Raw genomic sequence first — 24,808 nt, 5'->3', positions numbered from 1 at the left:
CAACCACTCACGCAAGTTGCAGACCAGTTAGACATGCCAGAGCTGCCAGAAGTTGAGGTTACCCGACGAGGGATCGAGCCGTATGTGTCCGGCCGCAAGGTGCAGCGCGTCGATGTCCGTACGCCTGCGCTGCGGTGGCCGATTCCCGCGGACCTTGCGAATACCTTGCGAGGGCACGTCGTGCGCAACGTCGAGCGGCGCGGCAAATATCTGCTGTTCGAAATCGACGCGGGGTGGTTCATCGTGCATCTTGGCATGACGGGCACACTGCGTGTGTTGCGTCATGTGCCGCATCCTCCGGCCGCGGCAAAGCACGACCACGTCGACTGGATTTTCGACGATTTCATTCTGCGCTTCCGCGATCCGCGACGCTTCGGCGCGGTGCTGTGGCATCCGCGTGAAGCCGGCGACGTGCTCGAGCATCCGCTGCTTGCGAGTCTTGGCGTCGAGCCGTTTTCGCCCGCATTCTCAGGCGCGCTCATGCACCGGCTCACACGCGGGCGCAAGGTGTCGGTGAAGCAAGCTCTGCTGGCCGGCGAAATCGTGGTCGGCGTGGGAAATATCTATGCGTCCGAAAGCCTCTTTCGCGCGGGTATCCGGCCCATCATCGCGGCCGGCCGCGTTTCGCTCGTACGCTACGGATTGTTGGCCGATGCAGTGCGCGTGACGCTGGCAGCGGCGATCGAGAAAGGCGGCAGCACGCTGCGCGATTTCGTCGGCAGCAATGGCGAAAGCGGGTACTTCCAGCTCGATTATTTCGTCTATGACCGCGCGGGGCAGCCGTGCCGCGTGTGCGGCACGCCGATCAGACAGATCGTGCAAGGTCAGCGCTCCACTTACTTTTGTCCCACCTGTCAGCGCTAATTTTCAATGCCTTCCCGCTTAACTCCGAAGTCCGGTCCGCGTTCCGCGCCGTCCGCCGCGCCTGCTGTATCCGCGGTGCCCGCATCTGCACTGACGTCCGGGTTTGCCGCCCGGCTGATCGCATGGCAGCGCATGCATGGGCGCCATGATCTGCCATGGCAGAACACGCGCAATGCCTATCGCATCTGGCTGTCGGAAATCATGCTGCAGCAGACGCAAGTCTCGACGGTGATTCCGTACTACGCGAAGTTTCTCGCGCGCTTTCCGGATGTTGCCGCGCTTGCCGCGGCTCCTGTCGATGATGTGATGGCACTGTGGGCCGGCCTCGGCTATTACACGCGCGCCCGCAATCTGCATCGCTGCGCGCAGGCGGTCGTCGAGCGGCACGGCGGCGCGTTCCCGGCTTCGGTGGACGAACTCGCGGAACTGCCCGGCATCGGGCGTTCGACGGCGGCGGCGATCGCGTCGTTTGCGTTCGGCGCCCGCGCGACGATTCTCGACGGCAACGTGAAGCGTGTACTCGCGCGAGTGTTCGGCGTCGAAGGATTCCCCGGTGAGAAGAAGGTCGAGAATGCCATGTGGACGCTGGCTGAATCGCTGCTGCCGTCGAATGCATCGGACGACGAAGTCAGCGCGTACACGCAAGGTCTGATGGACCTTGGCGCCACATTGTGCGTGCGCGGCAAGCCCGACTGCTTGCGCTGTCCGTTTTCCGCCGACTGTGTTGCGAACGTGACGGGACGTCAGCGCGAACTGCCGGCCGCGCGTCCGAAGAAAGCGGTGCCGACGCGTCGCACGTGGATGCTCGTGCTGCGCGACGGCGACGCGGTCATGCTCGAAAAGCGCCCACCGTCCGGTATCTGGGGCGGCCTTTGGAGCTTGCCCGAGGCCGCCGACGAAGCGGCACTCGCCACGCGAGCGCGCGAGTTCGGCGGCGACGGTGCGGTGTCGCCGCTCGCGCCGCTCACGCATGTGTTCACGCACTTCAAGCTGGAAATCGAGCCACGGCTAGCAGAGTTCGATCGTAGTGTCGGCGCTCTCGCGGCGTTACGCGATGCGGACACGGCTTGGGTGTCGGTAAGCGACCTCGATTCTTTCGGCGTGCCCGCGCCCGTACGAAAACTTCTGGAGAGTCTGCGGGGTTCGCTGATCTGAGCGGTCACGCGCGGAGCCGCTTCTTACAGCAGTTGATGCTGCTGCATATAGTGATGAACCACGTCGATGCGCGCGCCGGCATCCAGCATTTCCATGAGCTTTTGCCGCGCTTTTAGTGCGATCGGCAGTACTTCGGCGAGACGGTTGGATACCCACGACGGGTCTTCGAGTCTGAACGGTTCCGCGAACGGCAAGCTTTCCGGGTCGCGCTCCTGGATCGTCGCGATGATGCGCTCCAGCACCTCCGCGCACGCGCCAAACTTGGCGAGTTGCTGGTTACCTTCTAGCGGCCGGTCTTCGCCGAGCGGCTCGGCCATACCGACCAGCAGACCGCTGCTTTCCACGCGATGCGACAGCAGCCGGAAGCGCCGCGTGCCGCGCGCGCGAATCAACAGCATGCCGAAGGTCTCAACGTCGCATTCTTCAATTTCGGCGAGGCAGCCGATTGATTCGGGCACCGAAGGCTCGTGTTCCCGAGCGACCTCGGCGCCGCTTTTCAGCAGGCACACGCCGAACGGCGTCTTTTCGCGCAGGCAGTCGCGCGCCATATCGAGGTAGCGCGCTTCGAAGATTTTCAGCGGCAGAATGCCGTCAGGAAACAGAACGGTATGCAGCGGGAACAGCGGCACATCGGCGAGCACAGTAGAAGTAGAGGACATGGCGCAACGCTTCGAGTTAAGGCCGCGCGATGCGGCCGGTTAAGCCACTAACTTCGATGACGCTCCGGCGTCGACCGGTGCGTCGCGATGCCGCACGATTACATTTGCTGTATTGGCGAGACGCGCGGCAAGCGTCTCCGCAATGAACACCGAGCGATGTTGGCCACCCGTACAACCAATCGCGACTGTCAGATAACTGCGATTGTCGTCGCGGAAATGCGGCAGCCATTTGGCGAGGAACTTCTCGATATCGTCGATCATTTCGTGAACGACCGGCAGCGCGTCCAGAAAATCGATCACCGGTTTGTCGAGGCCCGTCAGCGGGCGCAACTCATGGTCGTAGTACGGATTTGGCAGCGTGCGTACATCGAACACGAAATCGGCGTCGAGCGGCACGCCGCGTTTAAAGCCGAACGACTCGAACATCAGCACGAGACCTGCATGCTCCTGCTCGATAAAACGCTTCACCCACTGGCGCAGCACGTTCGCGCGCAAGTTGCTCGTGTCGATCTGATGGCCGAATTCGGCAAGTCCCGCGACGAGCTCGCGCTCGCGTTCAATTGCCTCCGCGAGCGACGTGAGCAAGCCGACATCTGCGTCATGCGCGGTCGAGCCCGACAACGGATGGCGGCGACGCGTTTCCGAGAAGCGCTGAATCAGCGACTGCGTGCTCGCGTTGAGGAACAGCACCCGCACGTCGTGAGCGCGCGAGAGGTCGCGGATCATCGCAGGCATGTCGTCGAGTGACGCACTCGAACGCGCGTCGATCGCAACCGCGAGGCGGTCATTTCCGTCTTCGGCGAGGTAGGAGGCGAGTTCGGGCAAAAAGCGCGGCGGCAAATTGTCGACGCAGTAATAGCCCGCGTCCTCAAGCGCGTTGAGCGCGACGGATTTGCCAGAGCCGGATATGCCGGTGATGAGGATTATGCGCATGGAGTCGTGAAATCGGTCCGTTTCATCATAGCATCTGACTGCTCTCGCGCGTACCTGCAACCGGCCATGGGCGTGGGCTGCAAGTACTCGATGTACGACCGACTCAGATCAGTTTGCCGGGAAACTGACTATCCGGGTCCTGCATGGCGAGGCGCTGCCGGTCCATGAAGTCACGCAGCGTGTCGATGCCGCGCAATTGCAGAATGGTATTGCGCACTGCGGCTTCGACCAACACCGCGAGGTTGCGGCCTGCTGCCACCTGAATCGTGACCTTGCTGATGGGCAGGCCGAGCACGTCGACGGTTTGGCTCTCCAGCGGCAGCCGCTGGAATTCACCGTCAGGACGGCGTACCAGTTGCACGATCAACTTGAGCTTCATTTTCCGGCGCACGGCGGTTTCACCGAAAATCGTCTTGATGTCGAGCAGTCCCAGGCCGCGTACTTCCAGCAGATTTTGCAGCAGCGGCGGGCAGCGCCCTTCGACGAAGTCCGGGCCTAGCCGGACGAAGTCGACGGCGTCGTCGGCGACGAGGCCGTGGCCGCGGCTAATGAGTTCGAGACCGAGCTCGCTTTTGCCGAGACCCGAGTCGCCGGTGAGCAGCACGCCCATGCCGAGAATGTCGAGAAACACGCCATGCAACGTGGCGCGCGGCGCGAGAATGCGCGACATGTAGAGGCGCAGGCTGTCGATCACCGCGGCCGCCGACATCGGCGTCGTAAAAAGCGGTGTGGACGAGCGCGTGCAGCGAAGCACCAGTTCCGGCGGAGCCGCGACGCCGCCCGCCACCACGAGGAAAGGCGGTTCCAACGCAATCAGTTCGGCCATGTGGCGCGAGCGGTCTTCGTCGGTCTGGCGCTTGTAGTAGTCGATTTCGGCGTCGCCGAGCACCTGGATCCGGTTCGGGTGGATCAGGTTCAAGTGGCCGACGAGGTCGGCGCTCGACGTGGCATTGGCGACCGATTCTGAAGAAAAGCCGCGTTCCCAGCCTTCATGCCCTGTCAGCCAGCTTAGCTTCAGCGTGGCGGCGTTATCGTCGAAAATGCTCTGGGCGTTGATGCTGGACGTATCCATGAGTCAGTGACTCCAGTGTTGGCCGCTTGCCGGGCAAACCGCCGGCCACGCTAACGCGGGCCGTGCGCCGAGCCTGGCTATATCCGCACGCGGGCGGTGGGACGTGCGGATAGGCGGCGTGCGGATGACCGCCGCTGCATCAAGGTTGCCACTGAGTGAGCAGGCGATGCAATGATTCGCGGTCTTCTTCCGTATGCAGGCGCTCGCGGGCCTCGCGATCGGACAAAAGTTGCGCGATTTCCGAAAGGATTTCGAGGTGCTGCTGCGTGGCCTGTTCAGGCACGAGCAGGAAGATCAGCAGCGAGACCGGCTGGCCGTCGGGCGATTCGAAGGGAATGGGTTCGGCCAGACGGACAAACGCGGCGAGCGGCTGCTTGAGTCCTTTGATGCGGCCGTGCGGAATCGCGACGCCTTCGCCAAGCCCTGTCGATCCGAGGCGCTCGCGCGCAAACAGATTGTCGGTGACCGTGCTACGGGCGATGCCGTTCTGGTTCTCGAAGATGAGGCCCGCTTGCTCGAACACGCGCTTTTTGCTGGTGACCGATAGTCCGACGACGACGTTCTCGAGGGGAAGAAATTTGGCTAAACGATTCATGTTGACAGGCGAAAACGTGGCCTGGGTTCTCCTCGCTGGGGCGATTGATTGGCGTTCCATTCGTTTGATGCTCACCGCGATGTGCGTTGGAGTCCGAAAGCACAGTACTCCGGCAGACCGCGTGCACGCGACCTAGACCCCGATGGTAACCGGAACATTATAGAACAGGGCGACGGCGTATGGTGCGGCGCGCCATCAATGCTCAATAGGTTCTTTTTTCAGGGCGATTCGCGCTGCGACGACCTCGAGGATCGTCCGGTGGGAACCGGCAAGCAATCGGCAAGCAATCGACAAGCATTCGGCAAACAAACCGGAATCCCAACGAAAAACCGCCCGAATGCGGGCGGTTGAGGTGAAGCGAAATGAAGTAAGTCTTCTAATTTCGCTTACTGCGGCGGCACGTCAAGTTGCGGCGCCGGTTGATACTTGATCGCTTCGTGCTGATGGCCTTGCAGGCGATCCTTGTGACGTATCACTTGCCGGTCGAGCTTGTCGATCATGAGATCGATCGCAGCGTAGAGGTCGCTGTCACAGCTCTCGACAAAAATGTCCTTGCCCTTCAGATGCAGGTTGATTTCAACCTTTTGCCGCTTGTCCTTTTCCTTGTGGTTGTCGACCGAGAGGACCACACTGCCGTCGATGACCTGATCGAAATGTCTTAGCACCCTATCCAGTTTGGTGATCACGTATTCGCGCAACGCAGGCGTTACTTCGAGGTGGTGTCCACTGATCTGCAGATTCATAGTGCTTCTCCAAGCTAATGGCCGCTTGGTCCGCACGATGACGTAGGTCCGGTCGATCTGTCGGCTTGCCTGAGTCGCCCCCCGGTGACTGACTTCTGGCAGGTCGCATCGGCCGGCCTGTCCGCCAACTTGCGGAGCGGCCGGTAAATGCCCGCCACGGAAGGCGACGGGCTACAGAGACTTGCGCAGGTTGACTGCCGGAATCCTGAGTGCTTCGCGATACTTCGCGACGGTGCGCCGTGCGACCACGAAGCCCTGTTCCGCCAGCAGTTCGGCTATGCGGCTGTCTGAAAGAGGCGTTTTTGCGTTTTCCGCTCCTATCAGTTGCTTGATGAGCGCGCGAATGGCCGTGGAAGAGGCCGCGCCGCCCGTGTCTGTCGAAACATGCGATCCGAAGAAGTACTTGAACTCTAGCGTCCCGAACGGGGTGAGCATGTACTTACCGGTTGTCACACGCGAGACAGTCGACTCGTGTAGGCCCAGCGTATCAGCAATTTCCCGCAAAACCAAGGGGCGCATAGCAATTTCGCCGTGCACAAAAAAGCTCTTCTGGCGCTCCACAATGGCCTGCGCGACGCGCAGGATTGTTTCGAAACGTTGCTGAATATTCTTGATGAGCCAGCGCGCTTCCTGCAGTTGCTGGCGCAACGAACCGCTGCCCGGATCGCCGCGGTTGTTGCGCAGAATATTGGCGTACAGGTGATTGATGCGCAGCTTCGGCACCACTTCGGGATTGAGTTCAGCCTGCCAACCTTGGGCAGTTTTGCGCACCATGATGTCCGGCACCACGTAGTCCGCTTCGGCCTTGCCGTACGCCGCGCCGGGGAATGGCTCGAGCGAGCGGATCAGCATGTGCGCGTCGCGCAGGTCGTCGTCGTTTGCTTTCAGATGCTTGCGCAGACGCGTGAAATCGCGCGCGGCCAGCAGCTCCAGATAATGGGCGACGATTTCGAGCGCGAGCGTTCGCGTGGGCGAGGGCGGCAGCCGCAATAGTTGCAGCTTGAGACACTCGGAGGCGGAGCGTGCGCCTACGCCCGCCGGGTCGAAGCTATGCAGCAGCGCGAGCGCGGCATTCAGTTCGTCGAGGTCGACTTCGAGTTCTTCGGGCAGATCCGCGAGCACTTCGTCGAGCGTGGCGGCAAGGTAGCCGTCGTCGTCTAGCGACTCGATCAGGAAGGTGATCAGCGCCCGGTCACGCTGACCAGCCTGCGTAACGCGCAGTTGCGCCATCAGGTGATCGCGCAGCGAAGTACTCGATTCGTGAATTTGCAGCGGGGGTAGATCGTCGTCGTCGGAGGCGTTGCCGGAGCGGCCGTAGTCGTCGAGATTCCATTGCGACGCGTCGCCGTTGCTGTCGCCCGAAAGGCCGTTGTACTCGTCTACGCCTTGCGGCTCGCCGTTTTCCGCGCGCTCACTGCTGCTGGACGATGACGAGCCGTTGCCGCCCATCTGGTCGGGTGGCGCCGACGAACTGGGTGCCTGGGTAATCAGCGAACCGTCGGCCGCCACGCGAAGCGGGCTCGCGATCCAGTCGTCCTCGTTCTCGAGGAGCGGATTCTGCGAGATCGCGGTTGCCACTTCCTGCTGCAGTTCGAGCGTGGACAGCTGAAGCAGCCGGATGGACTGCTGCAGTTGCGGGGTCAACGCAAGATGCTGCGATAGGCGGAGTTGGAGGCTGGCTTTCATGGCAAGTTCAGATTCATTGTAGAGAGTTTGCCACGACCGCGATACCTTGCGAATTCGCAATTACGCTGCGCCGGTCCCGGCGACGCCGGGCGCGGGCCGCCCGCGACAGGAGCAGGCCCGGGCGCTTGCCACCGAAGAACCGGCAAACGCGCGTGGCGCCGCCGATTCCCGCCAGCACTTACATGCGGAAATGCTCGCCCAGATAGACGCGCCGCACGCTTTCGTTTTCGATGATTTCGCTCGGCGCGCCGGCGGCCAGCACGCTGCCGTCGCTGATGATGTAGGCGTGATCGCAGATACCGAGCGTTTCACGCACGTTGTGGTCGGTGATTAGCACACCAATATTGCGTTGCTTCAGAAATTTAACGATCTTCTGGATTTCGAGCACCGCAATCGGATCGACGCCCGCGAACGGCTCGTCCAGCAGAATGAAGCTCGGATTGGTGGCGAGCGCCCGCGCGATTTCCACCCGGCGGCGTTCGCCGCCCGACAGCGACAACGCAGGATTGTCGCGCAAATGCGAGATTTGCAGCTCGTCCAGCAAAGCTTCCACGCGGCTCGTGATTGCGTCTTTTGTGAGGCGCTTGCCGTTGTCTTCGTGCTGCAATTCCAGCACCGCGCGAATATTCTGCTCGACTGAAAGCTTGCGGAACACCGAAGCTTCCTGCGGCAGATACGAGAGCCCGAGCGAAGCACGCTTGTGGATCGGCAACAAGCTGATGGACTTGCCGTCCAGATCGATTTCGCCTGCGTCGAGCGGCACGAGGCCGACGATCATATAAAACGACGTGGTCTTGCCCGCGCCGTTCGGCCCGAGCAGCCCGACCACTTCGCCGCTTTTAACGTCGAGTGAGACGTCTTTGACGACCGTGCGGGAACCGTAGCGCTTCTTCAGATTGCGTACGACCAGCGAACTACTGGTGCCGGCCGGCTTGCGATTGGGGAGGGACGCGGAGGTGCTCACTGATTCGGCGCTCCCTGAATCGTGGTGGACGGCGCGAGCGTGGCCGACGCACCGTTCAGCGGCGCCGCGCCGCCGTTACGCGGCGAAAGCATCGCGCGCACACGGCCGCTCGGGTTGCCCGGTCCCGCGACGTCCTTGCCTGCCTTCGCGGTATAGAAGTCCTTTTGCCCGTCATATGTGATGACGCTGCCGTGCACCTGGTCCATCACCGTGGAAAGGCCTTGCAGACGCTTGACGGTCGCATTCGTGGTGAGGGTGGTCAGGTCCTGCTTGCCGTCGTAGTCGATACGAACGGCCGTGCCTTCGATGTATTCATCGAGACCTTCGCGCTTCTGACGGAAATACGACAGATTGCCGCCGGTCGAGGTGCCGGTTGCGTACTGATAGCCCTGCGGGTCTTGCGTCACGTCGACACGGTCGGCCTTGATCACGATCGTGCCTTTGGTCGCGACCACATGGCCGGTGAAGATGTTGACCTGTTTGAGGTCGTCGTAAGTCATGTTGTCCGCTTCGATATTGAGCGGCTTGTCCTTGTCGGCGCGGTCTGCGTGCGCGAGCGGCGCGAAGCCGGCGAGCGGCAACGCGACAATCAGCGCAGCAAGTCCGGCGCGGCACGCGGACAGGGTTCGCGAGCGGCCGGTATGAAAACGGGGGAACGATTCGTTCATGCAGTCACGCCTGGAATGGATTTACCCGGGTTACTTGGGCGAGCTGCCGCCGGCGTCGGACGCGGCGATCGCGCCTTTCACATTGCCGAAGAGCTGCATCACCCGGGTGACGTTGTTGTAGTTCATGCCGCTGGCAGTCATTACGGAGACGCCGCGCTGAAGTTTAACCGGCTTTTCCGTCTCGATCACATCGTCGTTGACCAGCACGCGGAAATGCTCGGAATCGGCTTGCATCTGCGGGTCGCCATAGCCTGGCGCGCGCAGGATGCGTGCGTTGCCATACAGGTCGACGATGGACGCGTCGCCGTTGACCTTGCCCGTATCGCCGGTTGCAGTGACGATCGGCTTGCCCGGCTGGAACGCGCGCATCGCGGGCTTGACCAGATCGCTCAGTTCGTCGTCTTCGTAGTGAACCAGCGACTGCGCGGTCAGGCGATATTGCGTCGAGCCCGACTGATCGAGTTCGGAAACCGAAAAGTTGTCGGCGAAGTAGTCGGGCGTGTGCTCCTTCGGACGCACCGCACCTTCGTTTTGCCGCGGCAACGTGGCTTGCAGAAGCCACCACGTGATGCCCGCGAGAGCGGCCATCGCGACGAGCGGGATCAGCGAAGTCAGGCGAAACTGATTCATCCGACGAGGCCCCGCTGTTCGCCGCTACAGGCGGCTGCGAGCAGCGCCTCGTACTTGTGCTGGGCGCGCAACAGCGTGTCGCACACTTCGCGGGCCGCGCCGTGGCCGCCGCGCGCCTCGCTGACCCAGTGGGCTCGCGCGATCACTTCAGGATGCGAATTAGCCGGTGCGGCCGCGAAGCCGACCTTCAGCATCACGCCGAGATCGACCCAGTCGTCGCCCATGTAGCCGCATTGTTCCGCACTCATGCCGGTCGCCTGGAGCAACTCCGCGAACGCCTGCGGCTTGTTCTCGATGCCCTGATACACGTGCGTGATATGCATTTCTTTCGCGCGCGCGGCGACGATGCCCGACTTGCGCCCGGTAATGATCGCCGTTTCAATGCCGGCCTGGCGCAGCAGCTTCATGCCGTGGCCGTCCATGGAATTGAAAGCCTTCATCGTGTCGCCTTCCGCCGTGAAGAGCAGCCCGCCGTCGGTCAGTACGCCGTCGACGTCGAAAATCATCAGCTTCACGCGGCTTGCGCGTTCGGTAGCGGTAGGGGGCGCGACGGCCATCAGATCACCTTTTTCGAGAACAGGTCGTGCATGTTGAGTGCGCCGATGAGCTTGCCCGCTTCGTCGACGACCAGCATCTGATTGATGCGATGGCGCTCCATCAGTTCCACGGCTTCCACTGCGAGATGATCCGGACCGATGGTGCGCGGGTCGGCAGTCATGACCGAAGCGATCGACAGCGCGCGAAAATCGCCGTCACGCTCCAGCACGCGGCGCAAGTCGCCGTCGGTGAAAATGCCCTTCACGCGGTCTTCGCTGTCGACGATCGCGGTCATGCCCATGCGCTTGGCCGTCAACTGGAACAACGCGTCGCGAACGGTCGCTTCGGGCGTGACCTTCGGCACCTGATCACCCGTGCGCATGACGTCGCTGACATAAGTAAGCAGGCGCCGGCCAAGTGCGCCGCCCGGATGCGAGCGCGCAAAGTCGTCGCGGCCGAAGCCACGCGCGTCGAGCACGGCGACCGCGAGCGCGTCGCCGAGCGCGAGCGCCGCCGTGGTGCTCGCTGTAGGCGCAAGATTCATCGGACAGGCTTCTTTCGCTACGGCAGAATTCAGATGGACGTCGGCCAGTTTCGCGAGGCTCGACGACGGGCGGCCGGTCATTGCGATCAGCTTTGCGCCGATCCGCTTGATGAGCGGCAGAATTGCCACGAGTTCTTCGGTTTCGCCGGAATTGGACAACGCGAGAAATACGTCGTCGGCGGTGACCATGCCGAGATCGCCATGACTCGCTTCAGCAGGATGCACGAAGAACGCCGGTGTGCCGGTGCTGGCCAACGTGGCCGCGAGCTTGCGGGCCACATGCCCGGATTTGCCGATGCCCGAGACGACCACTCGCCCGCGGCAACCCATGATGAGTTCGACCGCGCCGACGAAGGCGCCGTCGAGTTGATCGCGAAGCGCGCGCACGGCGTCCGCTTCGATGTCGAGCACGTCACGAGCGAGCGCAAGTGCCCGGTCGCCATTGATTTTCGCTATCATTCGCGAAGTATAGCAAAGGCGCTTGTTCGCCGCGCCGGGCCTGCTGTGCAAAGCCGCTGCCTTCATCGGCCCCTTCAACGGCCGCTTTATCGCCCCCTATAACGGCCCCTCAACCTTGTCGCACGGCGTGTTGCGTGCGCGGTTCCGCTGACGAACGAGGACGCTTCACTCATGCGTTTTTGCCGATGATTTCCCCGCTCGAAATGACGCTTTTCCTGCTGCTGGCCTCGGTCGCGGGCGTGGTGATTTTTCGCTTTCTGAATCTTCCGCCGATGCTCGGCTATCTGAGCGTCGGCATCGTCGTTGGGCCGAATGCGTTGGGCCTCGTTCCCGATTCCGTGGGCGCGCAGAACCTCGCGGAGTTCGGCGTCGTGTTCCTGATGTTTTCGATCGGCCTCGAGTTTTCGCTCGCGAAACTGCGCTCCATGCGCCGGCTCGTGTTCGGACTTGGTCTATTGCAGGTGTTGGGCACGATCGCGATCGCGGTCACGCTCGGTTTCGTGTTCGAGCGTTGGGTGCATATCAAATGGCAAGCGAGCGTTGCGCTCGGCGGCGCGTTGGCGATGTCGTCGACGGCGATTGTCAGCAAGATGCTTGCGGAGCGGCTCGAGATAGAAACCGAGCATGGCCGCAATATCTTCGGTGTGCTGCTTTTCCAGGATCTCGCGGTGGTGCCGCTCCTGATCATTATCTCGGCGTTGGGCGGCGATTCGAAAGACCTCGTCAACGCGCTCGGCGTCGCGGCCATCAAGATCGTCGTCGCTTTGTCGCTGCTGCTGATCGTCGGACAGCGTTTCATGACGCGCTGGTTCAATGTGGTCGCGCGGCGCCGCTCGCAGGAACTGTTCATTCTCAATCTGCTGCTCGTGACGCTCGGCTCGGCGTTCATCACCGACAAGTTCGGGCTGTCGCTCGCGCTGGGCGCGTTCATCGCAGGCATGTTGATCGCGGAAACGCCGTACCGGCATCAGGTGGAAGAAGACATCAAGCCGTTTCGCGACGTGCTGCTCGGGCTTTTCTTCGTCACGACCGGCATGCTGCTGAATCCGCGCGTGATCTGGGAGCATCCGCTGATCGTGCTCGGTTTCCTGATCGGTCCGATCCTGCTCAAGGCCGTCATGATCACGGGCCTTTCGCGTCTGTTCGGGGCGTCGCCGGGCGTCGCCATGCGTACGGGTATCGGCCTCGCGCAAGCGGGCGAGTTCGGCTTCGTGCTGCTGAATCTGATTCTCGACAAACATCTCGTCGACGCCACGCTGCTGCAGGCAATTCTTGCGGCGATGCTGCTCTCGATGCTCGCCGCGCCGTTCCTGATCCAGAACGCGGACCGTATCGTGCTGCGGCTGTCTTCGACTGAATGGATGATGCAGTCGTTGCAAATGACGCGCATCGCCACGCAGAGCCTGAAGCAAAGCGGCCACGTGATCATCTGCGGCTACGGGCGCTCCGGGCAGAACCTTGCGCGCATGCTCGAACACGAAGGTTTGTCGTATGTCGCGCTGGACCTCGACCCGGACCGCGTGCAAGCGGCCGCCGCCGCGGGCGAGTCGGTCGTGTTCGGCGATGCGGGCCGCCGCGAATCGCTGCTTGCGGCCGGTATTCATCGCGCCGCGGCGATCGCGATTACGTATGCAAACACGCCGTCGGCATTGCGCGTGCTGCACAACATCCACGAACTGGAACCGACGCTGCCGGTGATCGTTCGTACCGTCGATGACGCCGATCTGGAAAAGCTGCTGGCCGCCGGCGCGACAGAGGTGATTCCCGAAATCGTGGAGGGGAGCCTGATGCTCGCTTCGCACACGCTGGTCGTGATGGGCATACCGATGCGTCGCGTGGTGCGCCGCGTGGAAGAAATGCGCGACGAACGTTATGCGCTGCTGCGCGGCTATTTCCACGGCGCCGACGACATGGACGACGACGACGGCCACGAACAGGTGCGGCTACAATCGGTCCCGGTCGACGAGAACGCCGACGCGGTTGGCCGCACGCTCGCGGACCTGGGTTTGTACGAACTGGGTGTCGAAGTGACAGCGATTCGCCGTCACGGCATTCGCGGCGTGGAGCCGGACCCGTCCACCAAGCTGCGCGCGAGCGACATTGTCGTGTTGCGCGGCTTGCCCGAACAGTTGGCGCAGGCCGAGGAGCGGCTCTCGAAACACCGCCGCGCGGGCGCCGCCGCGGCGTAGCGATTGCTGCACGGTTCGTGCGGCAGCACCAATTCAGCTTTTCATTGGACCTGTCGAGGTCCATCCGGAGACATCATGTCAAACGCGCTCGTGAGCGCGCCGCTCGATGCGGCCGACTACATCAAGAGTCATATTCGCACCGTGCCCGACTGGCCTCAGGCCGGCGTGCAGTTCCGCGACATCACGCCGCTGCTTCAGGAGCCAAAGTCGCTGAGGGTGCTGATCGACCTGTTCGTGCAGCGTTATATCGACGCGAAGCTCGACTACATTGCCGGGCTCGATGCGCGTGGTTTCATCATCGGGCCAATTCTTGCGTATGAGTTGAATCTGGGCTTCATTCCGATTCGTAAGGAGGGCAAACTGCCATACAAGCGCGCGTCGCAATCTTATGAACTGGAGTACGGCACGGCCACCGTCGAGATTCACGAAGACGCGTGCAAGCCGGGCGACCGCGTGGTGATCATCGACGATCTGATCGCAACCGGCGGCACGATGATGGCCGGCAAGATTCTGCTCGAGCGGCTCGGCGCGATCGTCGTGGAAGGTGCGGCGATTATCGACTTGCCTGAACTCGGCGGCACGAAACTGCTCGCCGACGGCGGGCTGTCGCTGTATACGGTGACGAGCTTCGACGGTCATTGAGCGCGCGGCAAACTCGCCGCTACGCACTTCACCTTGTGCAATGAAGAAGGTAAGAACGATGCCCAACTTCATGCTGTTCCTTGCCACGTCGATTGCGATCACGATGGCGCCCGGTCCGGACAATCTGCAAGTGCTCGCGCGCGGCATCTCGCAGGGCCGTGCGGCTGGTCTCGTGGCCGCGCTCGGCTTTGCCGCGGGCATCACGTTTCACACGACGCTCGCCGCGTTAGGCGTGGCAGCGCTGCTGCGCTCCTCGCCGTTCGCTTTCCAGGCGATCAAGCTGGCCGGCGCGGCGTATCTCGTCTGGATCGGCGTCAAGGCGCTGCGCAGCCAGGGCCTCGCGACCGCACACGAGCGTGCGCCGCAACCGTTGATGGCCGTGTTCCGCCAAAGCGTGCTCGGCAATCTGCTCAATCCGAAGGTGACGCTGTTCTTTATCGTATTTCTGCCGCAATTCGTGCAGCCGCACGGCGCGCAAAGCGTCACCGTGCAAATGCTCGAACTCGGCGCGCTTTTCATGTTGCAGACCGTGGCGGTGTTTTCTCTGTTTGGCGTGTGTGCAGGGATTATCGGCGGGTGGTTGAAGCGCCGGCCGCGTGTCGGCGTGTGGCTCGACCGTCTTGCCGGCGCCACCTTCATTGCGATCGGGATTCGAGTCGCGTTGCGTGACTGATCTGGCTCACTGCCGCTTGCCACCGCTTGCCGCCGACAGTTTGGAGTTTCGAATGAGTTTGCCTTGCCTCATTGCCGCGCGCCGCTTCGACGTTGCTGCGCACCTGCCGTTCTACATCGACAGCGACCAGGTCGGCTGGATTCGTTCGAGCGATGTGCGATTGCTCGCGCGTTGGCCCGACGTATTCGACATCGACGATGCGCGCGTGAGCCTCGCGCCGTCGTTCAACACCGTTGATTTGCGGAGCGCGGCGCTCGGTTCGGTGATCGGCGCGCTTGCCGCCGAAGGCCGCATTCCCGGCTGGCGCAACGAGACCTATGCGATCCGCAATGCGTTCGACGCGCCGCCGCTCGCCTACATCGAACGTGCGGCGTCGCGCTTTTTCGGCACGCTGACCTACGCGGTGCATCTGAACGGCGTCGTAGAATATGCGGATGGCGGCGCGCCGAAATTGTGGATCGCGCGCCGCAGCGACACGAAGGCGACCGATCCCGGCATGCTCGACAACGTAGTGGCGGGCGGAATCGGTTGGGGTTTCGGCGTCGAGGCGACGATCGTCAAGGAGTGCTGGGAAGAAGCCGGCATTCCGGAAGAGATTGCCGTGCGGGCGGTGGCGGGCCGCACTGCGTATGTGTTGCAATCGCTGCCCGAAGGCACCCAGGCCGAACAGATCTTTATCTACGACCTCGCGCTGCCGGCGGACTTCGCGCCGCGCAATCAGGACGGCGAAGTCGGCGAGCACCGGCTTGCGCGCATCGACGAAGTGGCGCGCTGGATCGAGGAAGGCGCAATGACGGTCGACGCGAGTCTTGCCACGCTGGATTGCCTGCTGCGCCGCCGCTGGATCGACGAAGAGGCCTGCGCGGGAATTGAAGCGTTGTTCGCGCCGCCCGTGCTCGCGTAAGCACGTCATCGCGGACCTTGCCAAAGCGCCTTGCGCCGCACACCATACAGCAACACCGAACAAACCACGCATTGAAGAAGGGAGTCACCCAGGTCATGTCGACCGATCACAGCTTTATCCTCAAACTGTCGTGCGCCGATCGGCCCGGCATTGTTCACGCCGTGTCGGGCTTTCTGTTCGAGCGTGGCAGCAATATTCTCGACTCCGCACAGTTCGGCGACAGCCGCACCGGCGAGTTCTTCATGCGCGTGCATTTCCAGCAGGTGGGCGGCGATCCGGGGCTCGAGGCGCTGCGTGTGTCCTTCGGGGCGCTCGCCGAGCAGTTCGGCATGAGCTGGGAATTGCACGATGCATCGGTGAAGCCGCGCGTCGTCATCATGGTTTCGAAAATCGGGCATTGCCTGAACGACCTGCTGTTCCGCTACCGTACCGGTCAGCTGAACATCGAGATTCCGGCGATCATCTCGAACCACAAGGAGTTTTATCAGCTCGCAGCGAGCTATGACATTCCGTTTCATCATTTCCCGCTGCTGGGCGGCACGCCCGAAGCGAAGGCCGCTCAGGAAGCGCGCGTGCTCGAAGTGATCGACGAGCATCAGGCAGATCTGGTCGTGCTCGCGCGCTACATGCAGATTCTGTCGCCGAAGCTGTGCGAAGCGCTTGCGGGTCGCGCAATCAACATTCATCACTCGTTTCTGCCCAGCTTCAAGGGGGCGAAGCCCTATTACCAGGCGTTCGATCGCGGCGTGAAGTTGATCGGCGCAACGGCGCACTACGTGACGACCGATCTGGACGAAGGTCCGATCATCGAGCAGGAAGTGGAGCGCGTGGACCACAGCATGACGCCGGAGCAGTTGACGGCGATCGGCCGCGACGTCGAATGCGTGACGCTGGCGCGTGCGGTGAAGTGGCACGTCGAGCACCGCGTGGTGCTGAACGGTAGCAAGACGGTGGTGTTCCGTTAGAAACGGGTGAGGGCTTGCCGCAGCGGCATCCTTTAGCGAAGCTCCGCTTCGTTTGCCGCTGCGCACAGGTACCGGTTCATTCGGGCGCGACGTTCGGCTCAGGACGTGCCGGTGCTCTGCCGGCGTCCCGGGTCACTGGCGCTTTGTGCATTCTCTGCGCGTTCTGCGATGAGCGGCGGCGCGCATTCAGCTTCTTCAGCCAGATCAGCAGGCCGGTCGCGCTCAACACGGCGACCGCGATGCCGACTGCGCTAATCACGATCCGCCCGCCAAGGCCGAGGATGCGTCCCGAGTGCAGCGGAAACTGCACCTGCATGAAGACGTCGCCCGCTGTGCCTCTGCCCGGAATCTGCTGGCCGAGCAGCTTGCCGGTTGCCGCGTCCCAGTACATCCACGGGTTGCCGAGGCCCATGTCGCCGTGATCGTTGCCGGTCTCATAGAAACCGACGCCGTACGCATGCAGGAATTCCGCGTAATAGATGCCCCCCGGAGGCGCTTGCAGGTGCTGCGTTTTGCCGGCTTCTTGCGCCAATTGCAGGACGCGCTCGCGGGTGAGCAGGCTGTCGCCGGGCTTCGGCGCGCGAAGAATTTCCGGGTTGTTGATCGGGTCCGGCGTGAGCGTCGAAAACATCGAGACGATGGGACGCACAACGGGTGACGCGAGGTTCATCGACACCGACGTCACCGCGACGATCATCAGCAGTCCCCAGATCCACACGCCGCCCGAGCGGTGCAAGTCGAACGTGAGCGCGTAGCCGCCGCGCCCGAAACGAAACGCGAACGACTTGCGCCACGTATTGAGGCTCGGAAACGACAGGCACAGCGCAATTGCGCTATCGAACAGCCAGATGATCCCGACGATGCCCATCAGCCAGACGCCCACGTCGATGCCGCCGGTGAACGGCAGATGCAGCGTGTAGTGCAGCTTGTAGATGAACGGAATCAGGTCGATCCTCGCTAGCGAAAATGCGCCCCACTGCCGCTGACCCTGAATCTTGCCCGTGGCGGGATCGACGGCGATCTGGTTGAAGTCGAGCTTGTACGGCTCTCGCGTTACGGGATTGGTGCGCGGAAGCACCATCATCTGCAGCGTATGGCCGGGCTCTGCCGCGAGCGGCAGATACGTCACTTGCAAGCGCGGATCGGCGGCTTCGACGCGTCGCGCGAGTTCCAGGCCGGACAGAGCCGGCCCTTCGGTGCGCGCCTTGAAAAACGAAGGATTGAGCGCGGCATCGAGCTCGTGATCCCACGCGATGATCGCGCCGGTCAGTCCCGCGACGAACAGGAACAGCGCAGTGGCGACACCAAACCAGCGATGCAGACGGACGAGCTGGCTCCTCATGGGCGTACCGGAAACGCGAAGCGGAGTTGCGGACGACGGATCACAGCGGTAGCAAAGTTGTAAATGGGAATTGTTCGCATCTTATGCGATGCGTGTCGTAAGCCGCAAGTTCCTTGAAAGTTCGGCGGGTCAGCTGCGTTGATCGCGTTCCGGGCGGCTCGACTAATCGGTGCGCGGTGCCGCGCCCGGTAAGGCTTGCGAAGGCACCTCACAGCGCGCATGCGACAAAATGTCGCATCTTCACCCTTACAATTGGCGAAGTTTTTCGGCATTATCCCGTCCCGTACAAATAGTAATGATTCTCATTTGATGAAATGAGACAGAGAAACGGGATCGACAATGAAGAAACACAGCGGGGTAGGACGTTCACGAAAGAGTCGCGCAATGCACCGGTTGCACTGGGCCGCGTGCCTGGCATTAACGGCAAGTCAGGCCGCGCTGGCGCAGCAGGTGCCGCCGCCAGTCGCGTCTTCGGAGAGCGGTGAAAACGCGTTGCCGGCCGTCAAGGTCACGGCGGCACACGACACCGCTCAGCATCTGAAAGAGGACGTCGGCAGCGGCGCACTCGGCACCCGCTCGCAACTCGATACGCCGTTTTCGACCACCGTCGTGACCAGTGAAGAGTTGCAGGATCGCCAGCCGTCCAAACTCGGCGACGTGTTTGCCACCGACGCCTCCGTATCCGACAACGGCAACGCCTACAACGCGTGGGCCACATATCTGACCGTGCGCGGCATGCAGCTGGACTGGCAGTCGGGATTCAAGATCGACGGCATGCCGTTCAACAGCTATGGCATCACGATGCCCTACGAGCAACTCGAAAAAGTGGAACTGCTCAAAGGGTTGACCGGCTTCATGTACGGATTCGGCGCGCCCGGCGGCGTCGTCAACTACGTGACGAAAAAGCCGCCCGTCTCGACGACGCCAGTACGCAGCGTCGACGTCGGCTACTACACCGACGGTGTATGGACCGAGCACGCGGACCTTGGCGGTCGCGTGGGTCCGGACGGCATGTTCGGCTATCGCCTGAACGCCACACACGAGGAAGGCAAAACCTATAACGACGGCAACGTGCGGCGCGATTCGGTTTCAGTCGCACTCGACGCCCGCATCACGCGCGACCTGAAGGCGACCTTCGGCGCGTTATATCAGGAGCGCCATTCGACCGGCATTACGGGCGCGATCTCGACGGCGCAATACACCGGCACTAGTCTGCCGCATACGATAAGCGGCGGCACCGGCGACCTTTCCGGTCCCGACCAGCATCTGAACACCAATCTCCAGCTTTACACCGCCGGCCTGCAGTACAACCTCGGCCCGGACTGGACACTCAACGCAAGCTACAGCTACAGCAAGAGTTCGCGTGACCGCAACGAAAGTACGTACTACCTGCTGAACGGCGCGGGCGATTACACCGACAGCCGCTTCGCCGGCAAGGAAGGCCATCAACTGAGTCTGTGGCAGGTGTCGGCGGAAGGCCACGTGAAGACGGGACCCTTCCAGCATCAACTGGTATTTGGCGCAGCCTATCAGCGTCAGACGAACGACTACGGTGCGAACAGCTTCTTCGGCCAGATTGGCACGGGCAACATCTACCAGCCGAACACCAACACGTTCGGTGGCGCGTCCAACTACTACACCTATCGCGACAGCGACATCACACAGAAGGCGCTCTTTGCCAGCGATACGATCGCGTTGACGCAGCGCTGGTCGGTACTCGGCGGCGTGCGTTACACGAACTACGAGCAGCACGGCTATTCGACGACCGGCGCGACGACCTCGACCTATAGCCAGAACGGCGTTTTGACGCCGACCGTCGCGCTGATGTTCAAGCTCGCGCCGACCACGACGTTGTACACGAGCTATGTCGAGTCGCTCGAAGCGGGGACCGTCGTCGGCGATACGTATGCGAATCGCGGTGAACTGCTCAAGCCTTTGCGCAGCAAGCAATACGAAGTGGGCGTCAAAACCGAGCAGGGACGCTGGAGCGCGACGGCTGCCTTGTTCCGCATCGAGCGCGGCGCGGCCTATGCGAATAGTGCGAACGTCTATACGCAAGACGGTGAGTCGATCTTCCAGGGTGTCGAGATGGGCGGCGATGTGCGTTTAGGCCGCAACTGGAACGTGGGCGGCGACCTGATGTGGATCAACACGAAGTACGAGCGCGGCGCGGCCAATAACGGCAACCGCGTGGCGGGCGCGCCGCAGTTTGTGGTTGCCGGCCATGCGACTTACTCGGTGCCGTACGTGCCGGGGCTGCGCATCGGCGCGGACGCGAAGTTCACGGGCAACACCAATGTGCGTCCGGCGGACAATCTGAATGCGCCGGGCTATTTGCTGGTGAATCTGGGCGCGAGCTACGCGACCCGCATCGCCGGCTATGACGTGACGTTCCGCGCGGCAATCGACAATCTGCTCAACCGCCGCTATTGGGAGTACCAATACGCCGATTACGTGACGCCGGGCGATCCTCGCACGCTGTCATTGAACGCGCGCATCGACTTCTAAGCAAAAAAAACGGCACCGCGGTGCCGTTTTTCTTTGCATCCTCCAGCGTACAACTGGATCAAACCAGCCGCAGATAGATCAACTCGCGCTTGATGTACGCGTAGAAGATCGGCGCCGCGACAACGCCGGGCAGACCGAACGCGGCTTCCATGACGAGCATTGCCACGAGCAGTTCCCAGGCGCGCGCCTCGATCTGTCCGCCGACGATCCGCGCGTTCAGGAAGTACTCGAGCTTGTGAATCAAAATCAGAAACGCGAGCGACATGACCGCCGCCGGAAAGCTCACCGACAGCGCCACCGCAACGATGATCGTGTTCGAGATCAGATTGCCGATGACCGGCAGCAAGCCGACGATGAACGTGACCAGTACCAGCGTTTTCGAAAGCGGCAACTGATCGTGGAAGATCGGCAGAAACAGCAGCAGGAAGATGCCCGTGAACACCGCGTTGATCGCAGAAATTTTCACCTGCGCGAATACGATGCGGCGGAACGCGTCGGCGAAACGCGTCACGCGCGTGACGAACGCGGTGGACAGCGGCAGCCGGTGCATGTGCTGTTGCGCACTCACCGCGATGATCGCACCAATGATCATGCCGATCAGAATGTGCGTGAACGCGCGCGCAGCGCTCTTGCCGCTTTGCTGCAGCATGTTGGCGTGCGTCTGCATCAGCTCGGCGGCTTTGGTCTTCATCTGCTCGGTGTCGACCGGCAGCGAACTCGCGATGAATTGCGGAATCCGCCCGCGCGCCTGATCGATCAACTGCATGGCCTGGTCGAGCAGCCTCTGCACACTGGGCACGTCGTTCTCGAAGTGCTCGATGATGCCGAGCGTGAGGCCCGTGAGCGCGCCTACGATCACAGCCGACAGAAACACCACCGCGAGCCAGCGCGCCCGCTTGCTGGACATATGACGCTCGATGCGCGGCGCGATCGTATGCACCAGCTGAAACACCAGAAGCCCGGCCAGCAGGGCGCCGAGCAGCCGGAGTTCGATCACCGCCCACATGCCGAACAGCATCAGCACGTAACTGCCGATCTCGACTGCCGAGAGCTTCGGCAGGCTCATGTTGCTGGTCAGCCTGACCGGGCGTGGACGTAGGTCCTCAACTTGCCCGTCTTCGCGCGCCTGATTCCGCTTGGCCATGGCTTATCCGTCTCCAACCCGTGTTGTGCAGCGTTACTTTTTACTGGCCGCGCGCTTGAGCAGGGGCGCCAGATATCTACCGGTAAAACTTGCTTTGGACTTCGCGATCTGCTCGGGCGTGCCTTGCGCGATGATCTGGCCACCGCCCGCGCCGCCTTCCGGACCCATGTCGATGACCCAGTCCGCAGTTTTAATTACATCGAGATTATGCTCGATGATCACGACGGTATTACCCTGGTCGCGTAACCGATGAATAACTTCGAGCAGCAGCGCAATGTCATGAAAGTGCAACCCGGTCGTGGGTTCGTCGAGAATGTATAGCGTGCGACCCGTATCGCGCTTGCTCAGTTCCAAAGATAGTTTGACCCGCTGCGCCTCGCCGCCCGACAAAGTGGTGGCGGACTGGCCCAGCCGGATATAGCCGAGGCCGACGTCGAGCAGGGTTTTCAGCTTGCGCGCGACGACCGGCACCGGCTTGAAGAACTCGTACGCATGCTCGACCGTCATGTCGAGCACCTCGCTGATGTTCTTGCCTTTGTACTGCACGTCCAGTGTTTCGCGGTTGTAGCGCTTGCCATGGCAGACGTCGCACGGCACGTAGACGTCCGGCAAAAAGTGCATCTCGACCTTTAGCACGCCGTCGCCCTGACAGGACTCGCAGCGCCCGCCCTTCACGTTGAACGAGAAGCGGCCCGGGTCGTAGCCGCGCTCCTTGGCGGCGGGAACGCCCGCGAATAGCTCCCGGATCGGCGTGAAAAGGCCCGTATAAGTGGCCGGATTCGAGCGCGGCGTGCGGCCGATCGGCGACTGGTCGACGTTGATGACCTTGTCGAAGTGCTCGAGACCCTCGATCGACTCATACGGCGCCGGCTCCGTGGAAGAGCCGTACAAATGATGCGAGACCGCGTGATACAGCGTGTCGTTGATGAGCGTCGACTTGCCAGAGCCCGAAACGCCGGTCACGCACGTAAGCAGGCCGACCGGCAGGTCGAGTGTGACGTGCCGCAGGTTGTTGCCGTGCGCCTCGACGATGCGCAAATGCCGCTCGTCCGGGTCCTTGCGCTCGTCCGGATACTCGATGGTGCGCGCGCCGGACATGTACTGCCCCGTCATGGAGGCGGGGTTGCCCTGCACCTGTTTGGGCGTGCCCTCGGCGATCACCATGCCGCCGTGCTCGCCGGCGCCCGGACCCATGTCGACCACGTAGTCGGCCATGCGGATCATGTCTTCGTCGTGTTCGACGACGATCACCGAGTTGCCCAGGTCGCGCAGATGCTTGAGCGTGGCGATGAGCCGGTCATTGTCGCGCTGGTGCAGGCCGATGGACGGCTCGTCGAGCACGTACATCACGCCGGTCAGACCCGAGCCGATCTGCGACGCGAGGCGAATGCGTTGCGCCTCGCCACCCGACAGCGTTTCGGCGCTGCGTTCCAGCGACAGGTAATCGAGCCCGACGTTGTTCAGGAACATGAGCCGTGCGACGATCTCTTTCACGACCTTGTCGGCGATCTCGCGCTTCGAGCCTTCGAGCCGCAGCGTCTGGAAGTAGCCGAGCGCGTCGCGCAACGGCCAGCCGCTGATTTCGTAGATGCCGCGCGCGTCGCCGTCCGTGCCGATGCGCACAAAGCGCGCTTCCCGGCGCAACCGCGTGCCCGCGCAGGCGGGGCACGGCTGATTGTTCTGATACTTCGCAAGCTCTTCACGCACTGCGGCTGAATCCGTCTCGCGATAACGCCGCTCCAGATTCGGGATGATGCCTTCGAACACATGCTCGCGGACCGACGTGCGGCCGCGCTCGTTGATGTACGAGAACGGAATTTCCTGCTTGCCCGAGCCGAACAGCAGGATCTTGCGGACTTTTTCAGGCAGGTCTTCGACGGCAGTGTCGATGTCGAAGTCGTAAAACGCCGCGAGGCTTTGCAGCATCTGGAAGTAGAACTGGTTGCGCCGGTCCCAGCCCTTCACCGCGCCTGCCGCGAGCGACAGCGACGGATGCGCCACCACCCGCTTCGGATCGAAGAAGGTGATCTGGCCGAGGCCGTCGCATTCCGGACACGCGCCCATCGGATTGTTGAACGAGAAGAGCCGCGGCTCCAGCTCCTGCAGCGAGTACGAGCAGATCGGACACGCGAACTTCGAGCTGAACAGGTGCTGCTTGTCGGTGTCCATTTCGAGCGCGATCGCGCGGCCGTCGGCGAGACGCAGTGCGGTTTCGAACGATTCCGCGAGGCGCTGCTTCATGTCGGGCCGCACCTTGAGGCGGTCGACCACGACGTCGATAGTGTGCTTGTCGTTCTTCTTCAGCTTGGGCAGGGAGTCGACTTCATAGATCTTCGCCGCGCCTTCATTGGCCGTGCCGCCGCCCGAGCGCACGCGAAACCGGATGAAGCCCTGCGCCTGCATCTCCTCGAACAACTCGACGTGCTCGCCCTTGCGGTCGGCGACGACCGGCGCGAGGATCATCAGCCTGGTTTCTTCCGGCAGCGCGAGCGCCGCGTCGACCATTTGCGACACGCTTTGCGCTTCGAGCGGGATTTCGTGATCCGGACAGTAAGGCGTGCCGACCCGTGCGAACAATAGCCGCAGGTAGTCGTGAATTTCGGTGACGGTGCCCACTGTGGAGCGCGGATTGTGCGACGTGGCCTTCTGCTCGATCGAGATCGCCGGCGACAGACCTTCGATCAGATCGACGTCGGGTTTTTCCATCAACTGCAGGAACTGGCGTGCGTAAGCGGACAGGCTTTCGACGTAGCGCCGCTGTCCTTCCGCATACAGCGTGTCGAACGCGAGCGACGATTTTCCCGAGCCGGAAAGACCGGTAATTACGACGAGCTTGTGACGTGGTAGGTCGAGATTGACGTTCTTCAGGTTGTGGGTGCGAGCCCCACGAATACGGATTTGTTCCACGGATTTATTCCATGAACTGCGGAAA

Annotated in this window: 22 protein-coding genes; 8 read left to right on the top strand and 14 right to left on the bottom strand. The window is 62.2% G+C overall.

Translation table 11 applies throughout. The features are described from left to right. Positions 1-33: 33 nt before the first annotated feature. Together mutM and mutY are read left to right on the top strand one after the other, a co-directional pair. On the top strand, positions 34-864 hold the full coding sequence (gene mutM, locus H281_RS0110010) for a bifunctional DNA-formamidopyrimidine glycosylase/DNA-(apurinic or apyrimidinic site) lyase (RefSeq protein WP_027804465.1): 831 nt from the start codon (positions 34-36) through the stop codon (positions 862-864). A 6-nt stretch (positions 865-870) separates the two neighbouring features. Next, positions 871-2,019, top strand: a complete 1,149-nt coding sequence (mutY, locus tag H281_RS0110005) for an A/G-specific adenine glycosylase (protein WP_027804464.1) — start codon at positions 871-873, stop codon at positions 2,017-2,019. A 23-nt stretch (positions 2,020-2,042) separates the two neighbouring features. Here mutY and H281_RS0110000 read toward each other — a convergent pair whose 3' ends face one another. The 11 genes from H281_RS0110000 to kdsD all read right to left on the bottom strand — a co-directional run bounded on the left by H281_RS0110000 (position 2,043) and on the right by kdsD (position 11,509). Next, positions 2,043-2,678: an LON peptidase substrate-binding domain-containing protein gene (locus H281_RS0110000; RefSeq protein WP_027804463.1), complete on the bottom strand. Its 636-nt coding sequence runs from the start codon at positions 2,676-2,678 to the stop codon at positions 2,043-2,045. A 39-nt stretch (positions 2,679-2,717) separates the two neighbouring features. Continuing rightward, positions 2,718-3,611: an RNase adapter RapZ gene (gene rapZ, locus H281_RS0109995; RefSeq protein WP_020066970.1), complete on the bottom strand. Its 894-nt coding sequence runs from the start codon at positions 3,609-3,611 to the stop codon at positions 2,718-2,720. 103 nt (positions 3,612-3,714) lie between these two features. Further along, on the bottom strand, positions 3,715-4,683 hold the full coding sequence (hprK, locus tag H281_RS0109990) for an HPr(Ser) kinase/phosphatase (RefSeq protein ID WP_007179412.1): 969 nt from the start codon (positions 4,681-4,683) through the stop codon (positions 3,715-3,717). A gap of 139 nt (positions 4,684-4,822) precedes the next feature. Beyond that, a complete protein-coding gene (locus H281_RS0109985; RefSeq protein ID WP_027804462.1) occupies positions 4,823-5,338 on the bottom strand; it encodes a PTS sugar transporter subunit IIA in 516 nt (171 codons plus the stop codon). Between the two features lie 326 nt (positions 5,339-5,664). After that, positions 5,665-6,021 carry a ribosome hibernation-promoting factor, HPF/YfiA family gene (gene hpf / locus H281_RS0109975; RefSeq protein ID WP_020066967.1) on the bottom strand — a complete coding sequence of 119 codons (357 nt, stop codon included), beginning with the start codon at positions 6,019-6,021 and terminating at the stop codon, positions 5,665-5,667. Positions 6,022-6,192: 171 nt separating this feature from the next. Next, the gene (locus H281_RS0109970) at positions 6,193-7,707 is read right to left on the bottom strand and encodes an RNA polymerase factor sigma-54 (RefSeq protein ID WP_020066966.1); all 1,515 of its coding nucleotides are present in this window, start codon (positions 7,705-7,707) and stop codon (positions 6,193-6,195) included. A gap of 178 nt (positions 7,708-7,885) precedes the next feature. Beyond that, positions 7,886-8,671, bottom strand: coding sequence for an LPS export ABC transporter ATP-binding protein (gene lptB / locus H281_RS0109965; RefSeq protein WP_020066965.1), 786 nt, complete (start codon positions 8,669-8,671; stop codon positions 7,886-7,888). After that, on the bottom strand, positions 8,668-9,339 hold the full coding sequence (gene lptA, locus H281_RS0109960; protein ID WP_020066964.1) for a lipopolysaccharide transport periplasmic protein LptA: 672 nt from the start codon (positions 9,337-9,339) through the stop codon (positions 8,668-8,670). Before lptA ends, lptB begins: the two co-directional genes overlap by 4 nt. A gap of 30 nt (positions 9,340-9,369) precedes the next feature. Then, on the bottom strand, positions 9,370-9,969 hold the full coding sequence (lptC, locus tag H281_RS0109955; protein ID WP_020066963.1) for an LPS export ABC transporter periplasmic protein LptC: 600 nt from the start codon (positions 9,967-9,969) through the stop codon (positions 9,370-9,372). Continuing rightward, positions 9,966-10,526 (bottom strand): KdsC family phosphatase, encoded by a 561-nt coding sequence (locus tag H281_RS0109950; RefSeq protein WP_020066962.1) that lies wholly within the window; start codon positions 10,524-10,526, stop codon positions 9,966-9,968. The genes lptC and H281_RS0109950 overlap by 4 nt, the downstream gene beginning before the upstream one ends. Continuing rightward, entirely contained in the window at positions 10,526-11,509 is a 984-nt protein-coding gene (gene kdsD / locus H281_RS0109945; protein WP_027804461.1) for an arabinose 5-phosphate isomerase KdsD, read from the bottom strand. The genes H281_RS0109950 and kdsD overlap by 1 nt, the downstream gene beginning before the upstream one ends. 185 nt (positions 11,510-11,694) lie before the next feature. Here kdsD and H281_RS0109940 point away from each other — a divergent pair, with 185 nt between their 5' ends. From H281_RS0109940 to purU, 5 genes are all read left to right on the top strand, one after another. Further along, positions 11,695-13,698: a monovalent cation:proton antiporter family protein gene (locus H281_RS0109940; RefSeq protein WP_027804460.1), complete on the top strand. Its 2,004-nt coding sequence runs from the start codon at positions 11,695-11,697 to the stop codon at positions 13,696-13,698. Positions 13,699-13,773: 75 nt separating this feature from the next. Beyond that, on the top strand, positions 13,774-14,340 hold the full coding sequence (locus H281_RS0109935; RefSeq protein ID WP_020066959.1) for an adenine phosphoribosyltransferase: 567 nt from the start codon (positions 13,774-13,776) through the stop codon (positions 14,338-14,340). 58 nt (positions 14,341-14,398) lie between these two features. Continuing rightward, positions 14,399-15,013 (top strand): LysE family translocator, encoded by a 615-nt coding sequence (locus H281_RS0109930; RefSeq protein WP_027804459.1) that lies wholly within the window; start codon positions 14,399-14,401, stop codon positions 15,011-15,013. 52 nt (positions 15,014-15,065) lie between these two features. Continuing rightward, positions 15,066-15,917 carry an NUDIX hydrolase gene (locus tag H281_RS0109925; protein WP_020066957.1) on the top strand — a complete coding sequence of 284 codons (852 nt, stop codon included), beginning with the start codon at positions 15,066-15,068 and terminating at the stop codon, positions 15,915-15,917. Between the two features lie 95 nt (positions 15,918-16,012). Further along, entirely contained in the window at positions 16,013-16,882 is an 870-nt protein-coding gene (gene purU / locus H281_RS0109920) for a formyltetrahydrofolate deformylase (protein WP_020066956.1), read from the top strand. A 76-nt stretch (positions 16,883-16,958) separates the two neighbouring features. Here the strand turns inward: purU and H281_RS0109915 are convergent, their stop codons facing one another. Beyond that, positions 16,959-18,224, bottom strand: coding sequence for a PepSY-associated TM helix domain-containing protein (locus H281_RS0109915; protein ID WP_020066955.1), 1,266 nt, complete (start codon positions 18,222-18,224; stop codon positions 16,959-16,961). A gap of 384 nt (positions 18,225-18,608) precedes the next feature. Between H281_RS0109915 and H281_RS0109910 the strand changes: the two genes are divergently transcribed. Further along, positions 18,609-20,732 carry a TonB-dependent siderophore receptor gene (locus H281_RS0109910; RefSeq protein ID WP_020066954.1) on the top strand — a complete coding sequence of 708 codons (2,124 nt, stop codon included), beginning with the start codon at positions 18,609-18,611 and terminating at the stop codon, positions 20,730-20,732. 58 nt (positions 20,733-20,790) lie between these two features. Here H281_RS0109910 and H281_RS0109905 read toward each other — a convergent pair whose 3' ends face one another. Together H281_RS0109905 and uvrA are read right to left on the bottom strand one after the other, a co-directional pair. Beyond that, positions 20,791-21,876, bottom strand: a complete 1,086-nt coding sequence (locus H281_RS0109905) for an AI-2E family transporter (protein WP_020066953.1) — start codon at positions 21,874-21,876, stop codon at positions 20,791-20,793. 33 nt (positions 21,877-21,909) lie between these two features. Further along, a complete protein-coding gene (gene uvrA / locus H281_RS0109900; RefSeq protein WP_020066952.1) occupies positions 21,910-24,783 on the bottom strand; it encodes an excinuclease ABC subunit UvrA in 2,874 nt (957 codons plus the stop codon). Positions 24,784-24,808: the final 25 nt, after the last annotated feature.

It is taken from the genome of Paraburkholderia caledonica (assembly GCF_000383275.1).
In the GTDB taxonomy this organism is placed as follows: Bacteria; Pseudomonadota; Gammaproteobacteria; order Burkholderiales; family Burkholderiaceae; genus Paraburkholderia; species Paraburkholderia caledonica.
Note: the sequence above shows the minus strand (reverse complement) of the source record. Positions and strands in the feature narration are given on the sequence as shown.

Bases quoted from the DNA above. Each gene is read 5' to 3' on its own strand.
- lptA (WP_020066964.1), bottom strand. From the start codon at position 9,339: ATGAACGAATCGTTCCCCCGTTTTCATACCGGCCGCTCGCGAACCCTG.
- H281_RS0109940 (WP_027804460.1), top strand. From the start codon at position 11,695: ATGATTTCCCCGCTCGAAATGACGCTTTTCCTGCTGCTGGCCTCGGTC.
- H281_RS0109970 (WP_020066966.1), bottom strand. From the start codon at position 7,707: ATGAAAGCCAGCCTCCAACTCCGCCTATCGCAGCATCTTGCGTTGACC.
- H281_RS0109950 (WP_020066962.1), bottom strand. From the start codon at position 10,526: ATGGCCGTCGCGCCCCCTACCGCTACCGAACGCGCAAGCCGCGTGAAG.
- hpf (WP_020066967.1), bottom strand. From the start codon at position 6,021: ATGAATCTGCAGATCAGTGGACACCACCTCGAAGTAACGCCTGCGTTG.
- H281_RS0109925 (WP_020066957.1), top strand. From the start codon at position 15,066: ATGAGTTTGCCTTGCCTCATTGCCGCGCGCCGCTTCGACGTTGCTGCG.
- H281_RS0109910 (WP_020066954.1), top strand. From the start codon at position 18,609: ATGCACCGGTTGCACTGGGCCGCGTGCCTGGCATTAACGGCAAGTCAG.
- H281_RS0109985 (WP_027804462.1), bottom strand. From the start codon at position 5,338: ATGGAACGCCAATCAATCGCCCCAGCGAGGAGAACCCAGGCCACGTTT.
- mutM (WP_027804465.1), top strand. From the start codon at position 34: ATGCCAGAGCTGCCAGAAGTTGAGGTTACCCGACGAGGGATCGAGCCG.
- lptC (WP_020066963.1), bottom strand. From the start codon at position 9,969: ATGAATCAGTTTCGCCTGACTTCGCTGATCCCGCTCGTCGCGATGGCC.
- purU (WP_020066956.1), top strand. From the start codon at position 16,013: ATGTCGACCGATCACAGCTTTATCCTCAAACTGTCGTGCGCCGATCGG.
- H281_RS0109935 (WP_020066959.1), top strand. From the start codon at position 13,774: ATGTCAAACGCGCTCGTGAGCGCGCCGCTCGATGCGGCCGACTACATC.
- rapZ (WP_020066970.1), bottom strand. From the start codon at position 3,611: ATGCGCATAATCCTCATCACCGGCATATCCGGCTCTGGCAAATCCGTC.
- H281_RS0109905 (WP_020066953.1), bottom strand. From the start codon at position 21,876: ATGGCCAAGCGGAATCAGGCGCGCGAAGACGGGCAAGTTGAGGACCTA.
- hprK (WP_007179412.1), bottom strand. From the start codon at position 4,683: ATGGATACGTCCAGCATCAACGCCCAGAGCATTTTCGACGATAACGCC.
- kdsD (WP_027804461.1), bottom strand. From the start codon at position 11,509: ATGATAGCGAAAATCAATGGCGACCGGGCACTTGCGCTCGCTCGTGAC.
- H281_RS0109930 (WP_027804459.1), top strand. From the start codon at position 14,399: ATGCCCAACTTCATGCTGTTCCTTGCCACGTCGATTGCGATCACGATG.
- mutY (WP_027804464.1), top strand. From the start codon at position 871: ATGCCTTCCCGCTTAACTCCGAAGTCCGGTCCGCGTTCCGCGCCGTCC.
- H281_RS0110000 (WP_027804463.1), bottom strand. From the start codon at position 2,678: ATGTCCTCTACTTCTACTGTGCTCGCCGATGTGCCGCTGTTCCCGCTG.
- H281_RS0109915 (WP_020066955.1), bottom strand. From the start codon at position 18,224: ATGAGGAGCCAGCTCGTCCGTCTGCATCGCTGGTTTGGTGTCGCCACT.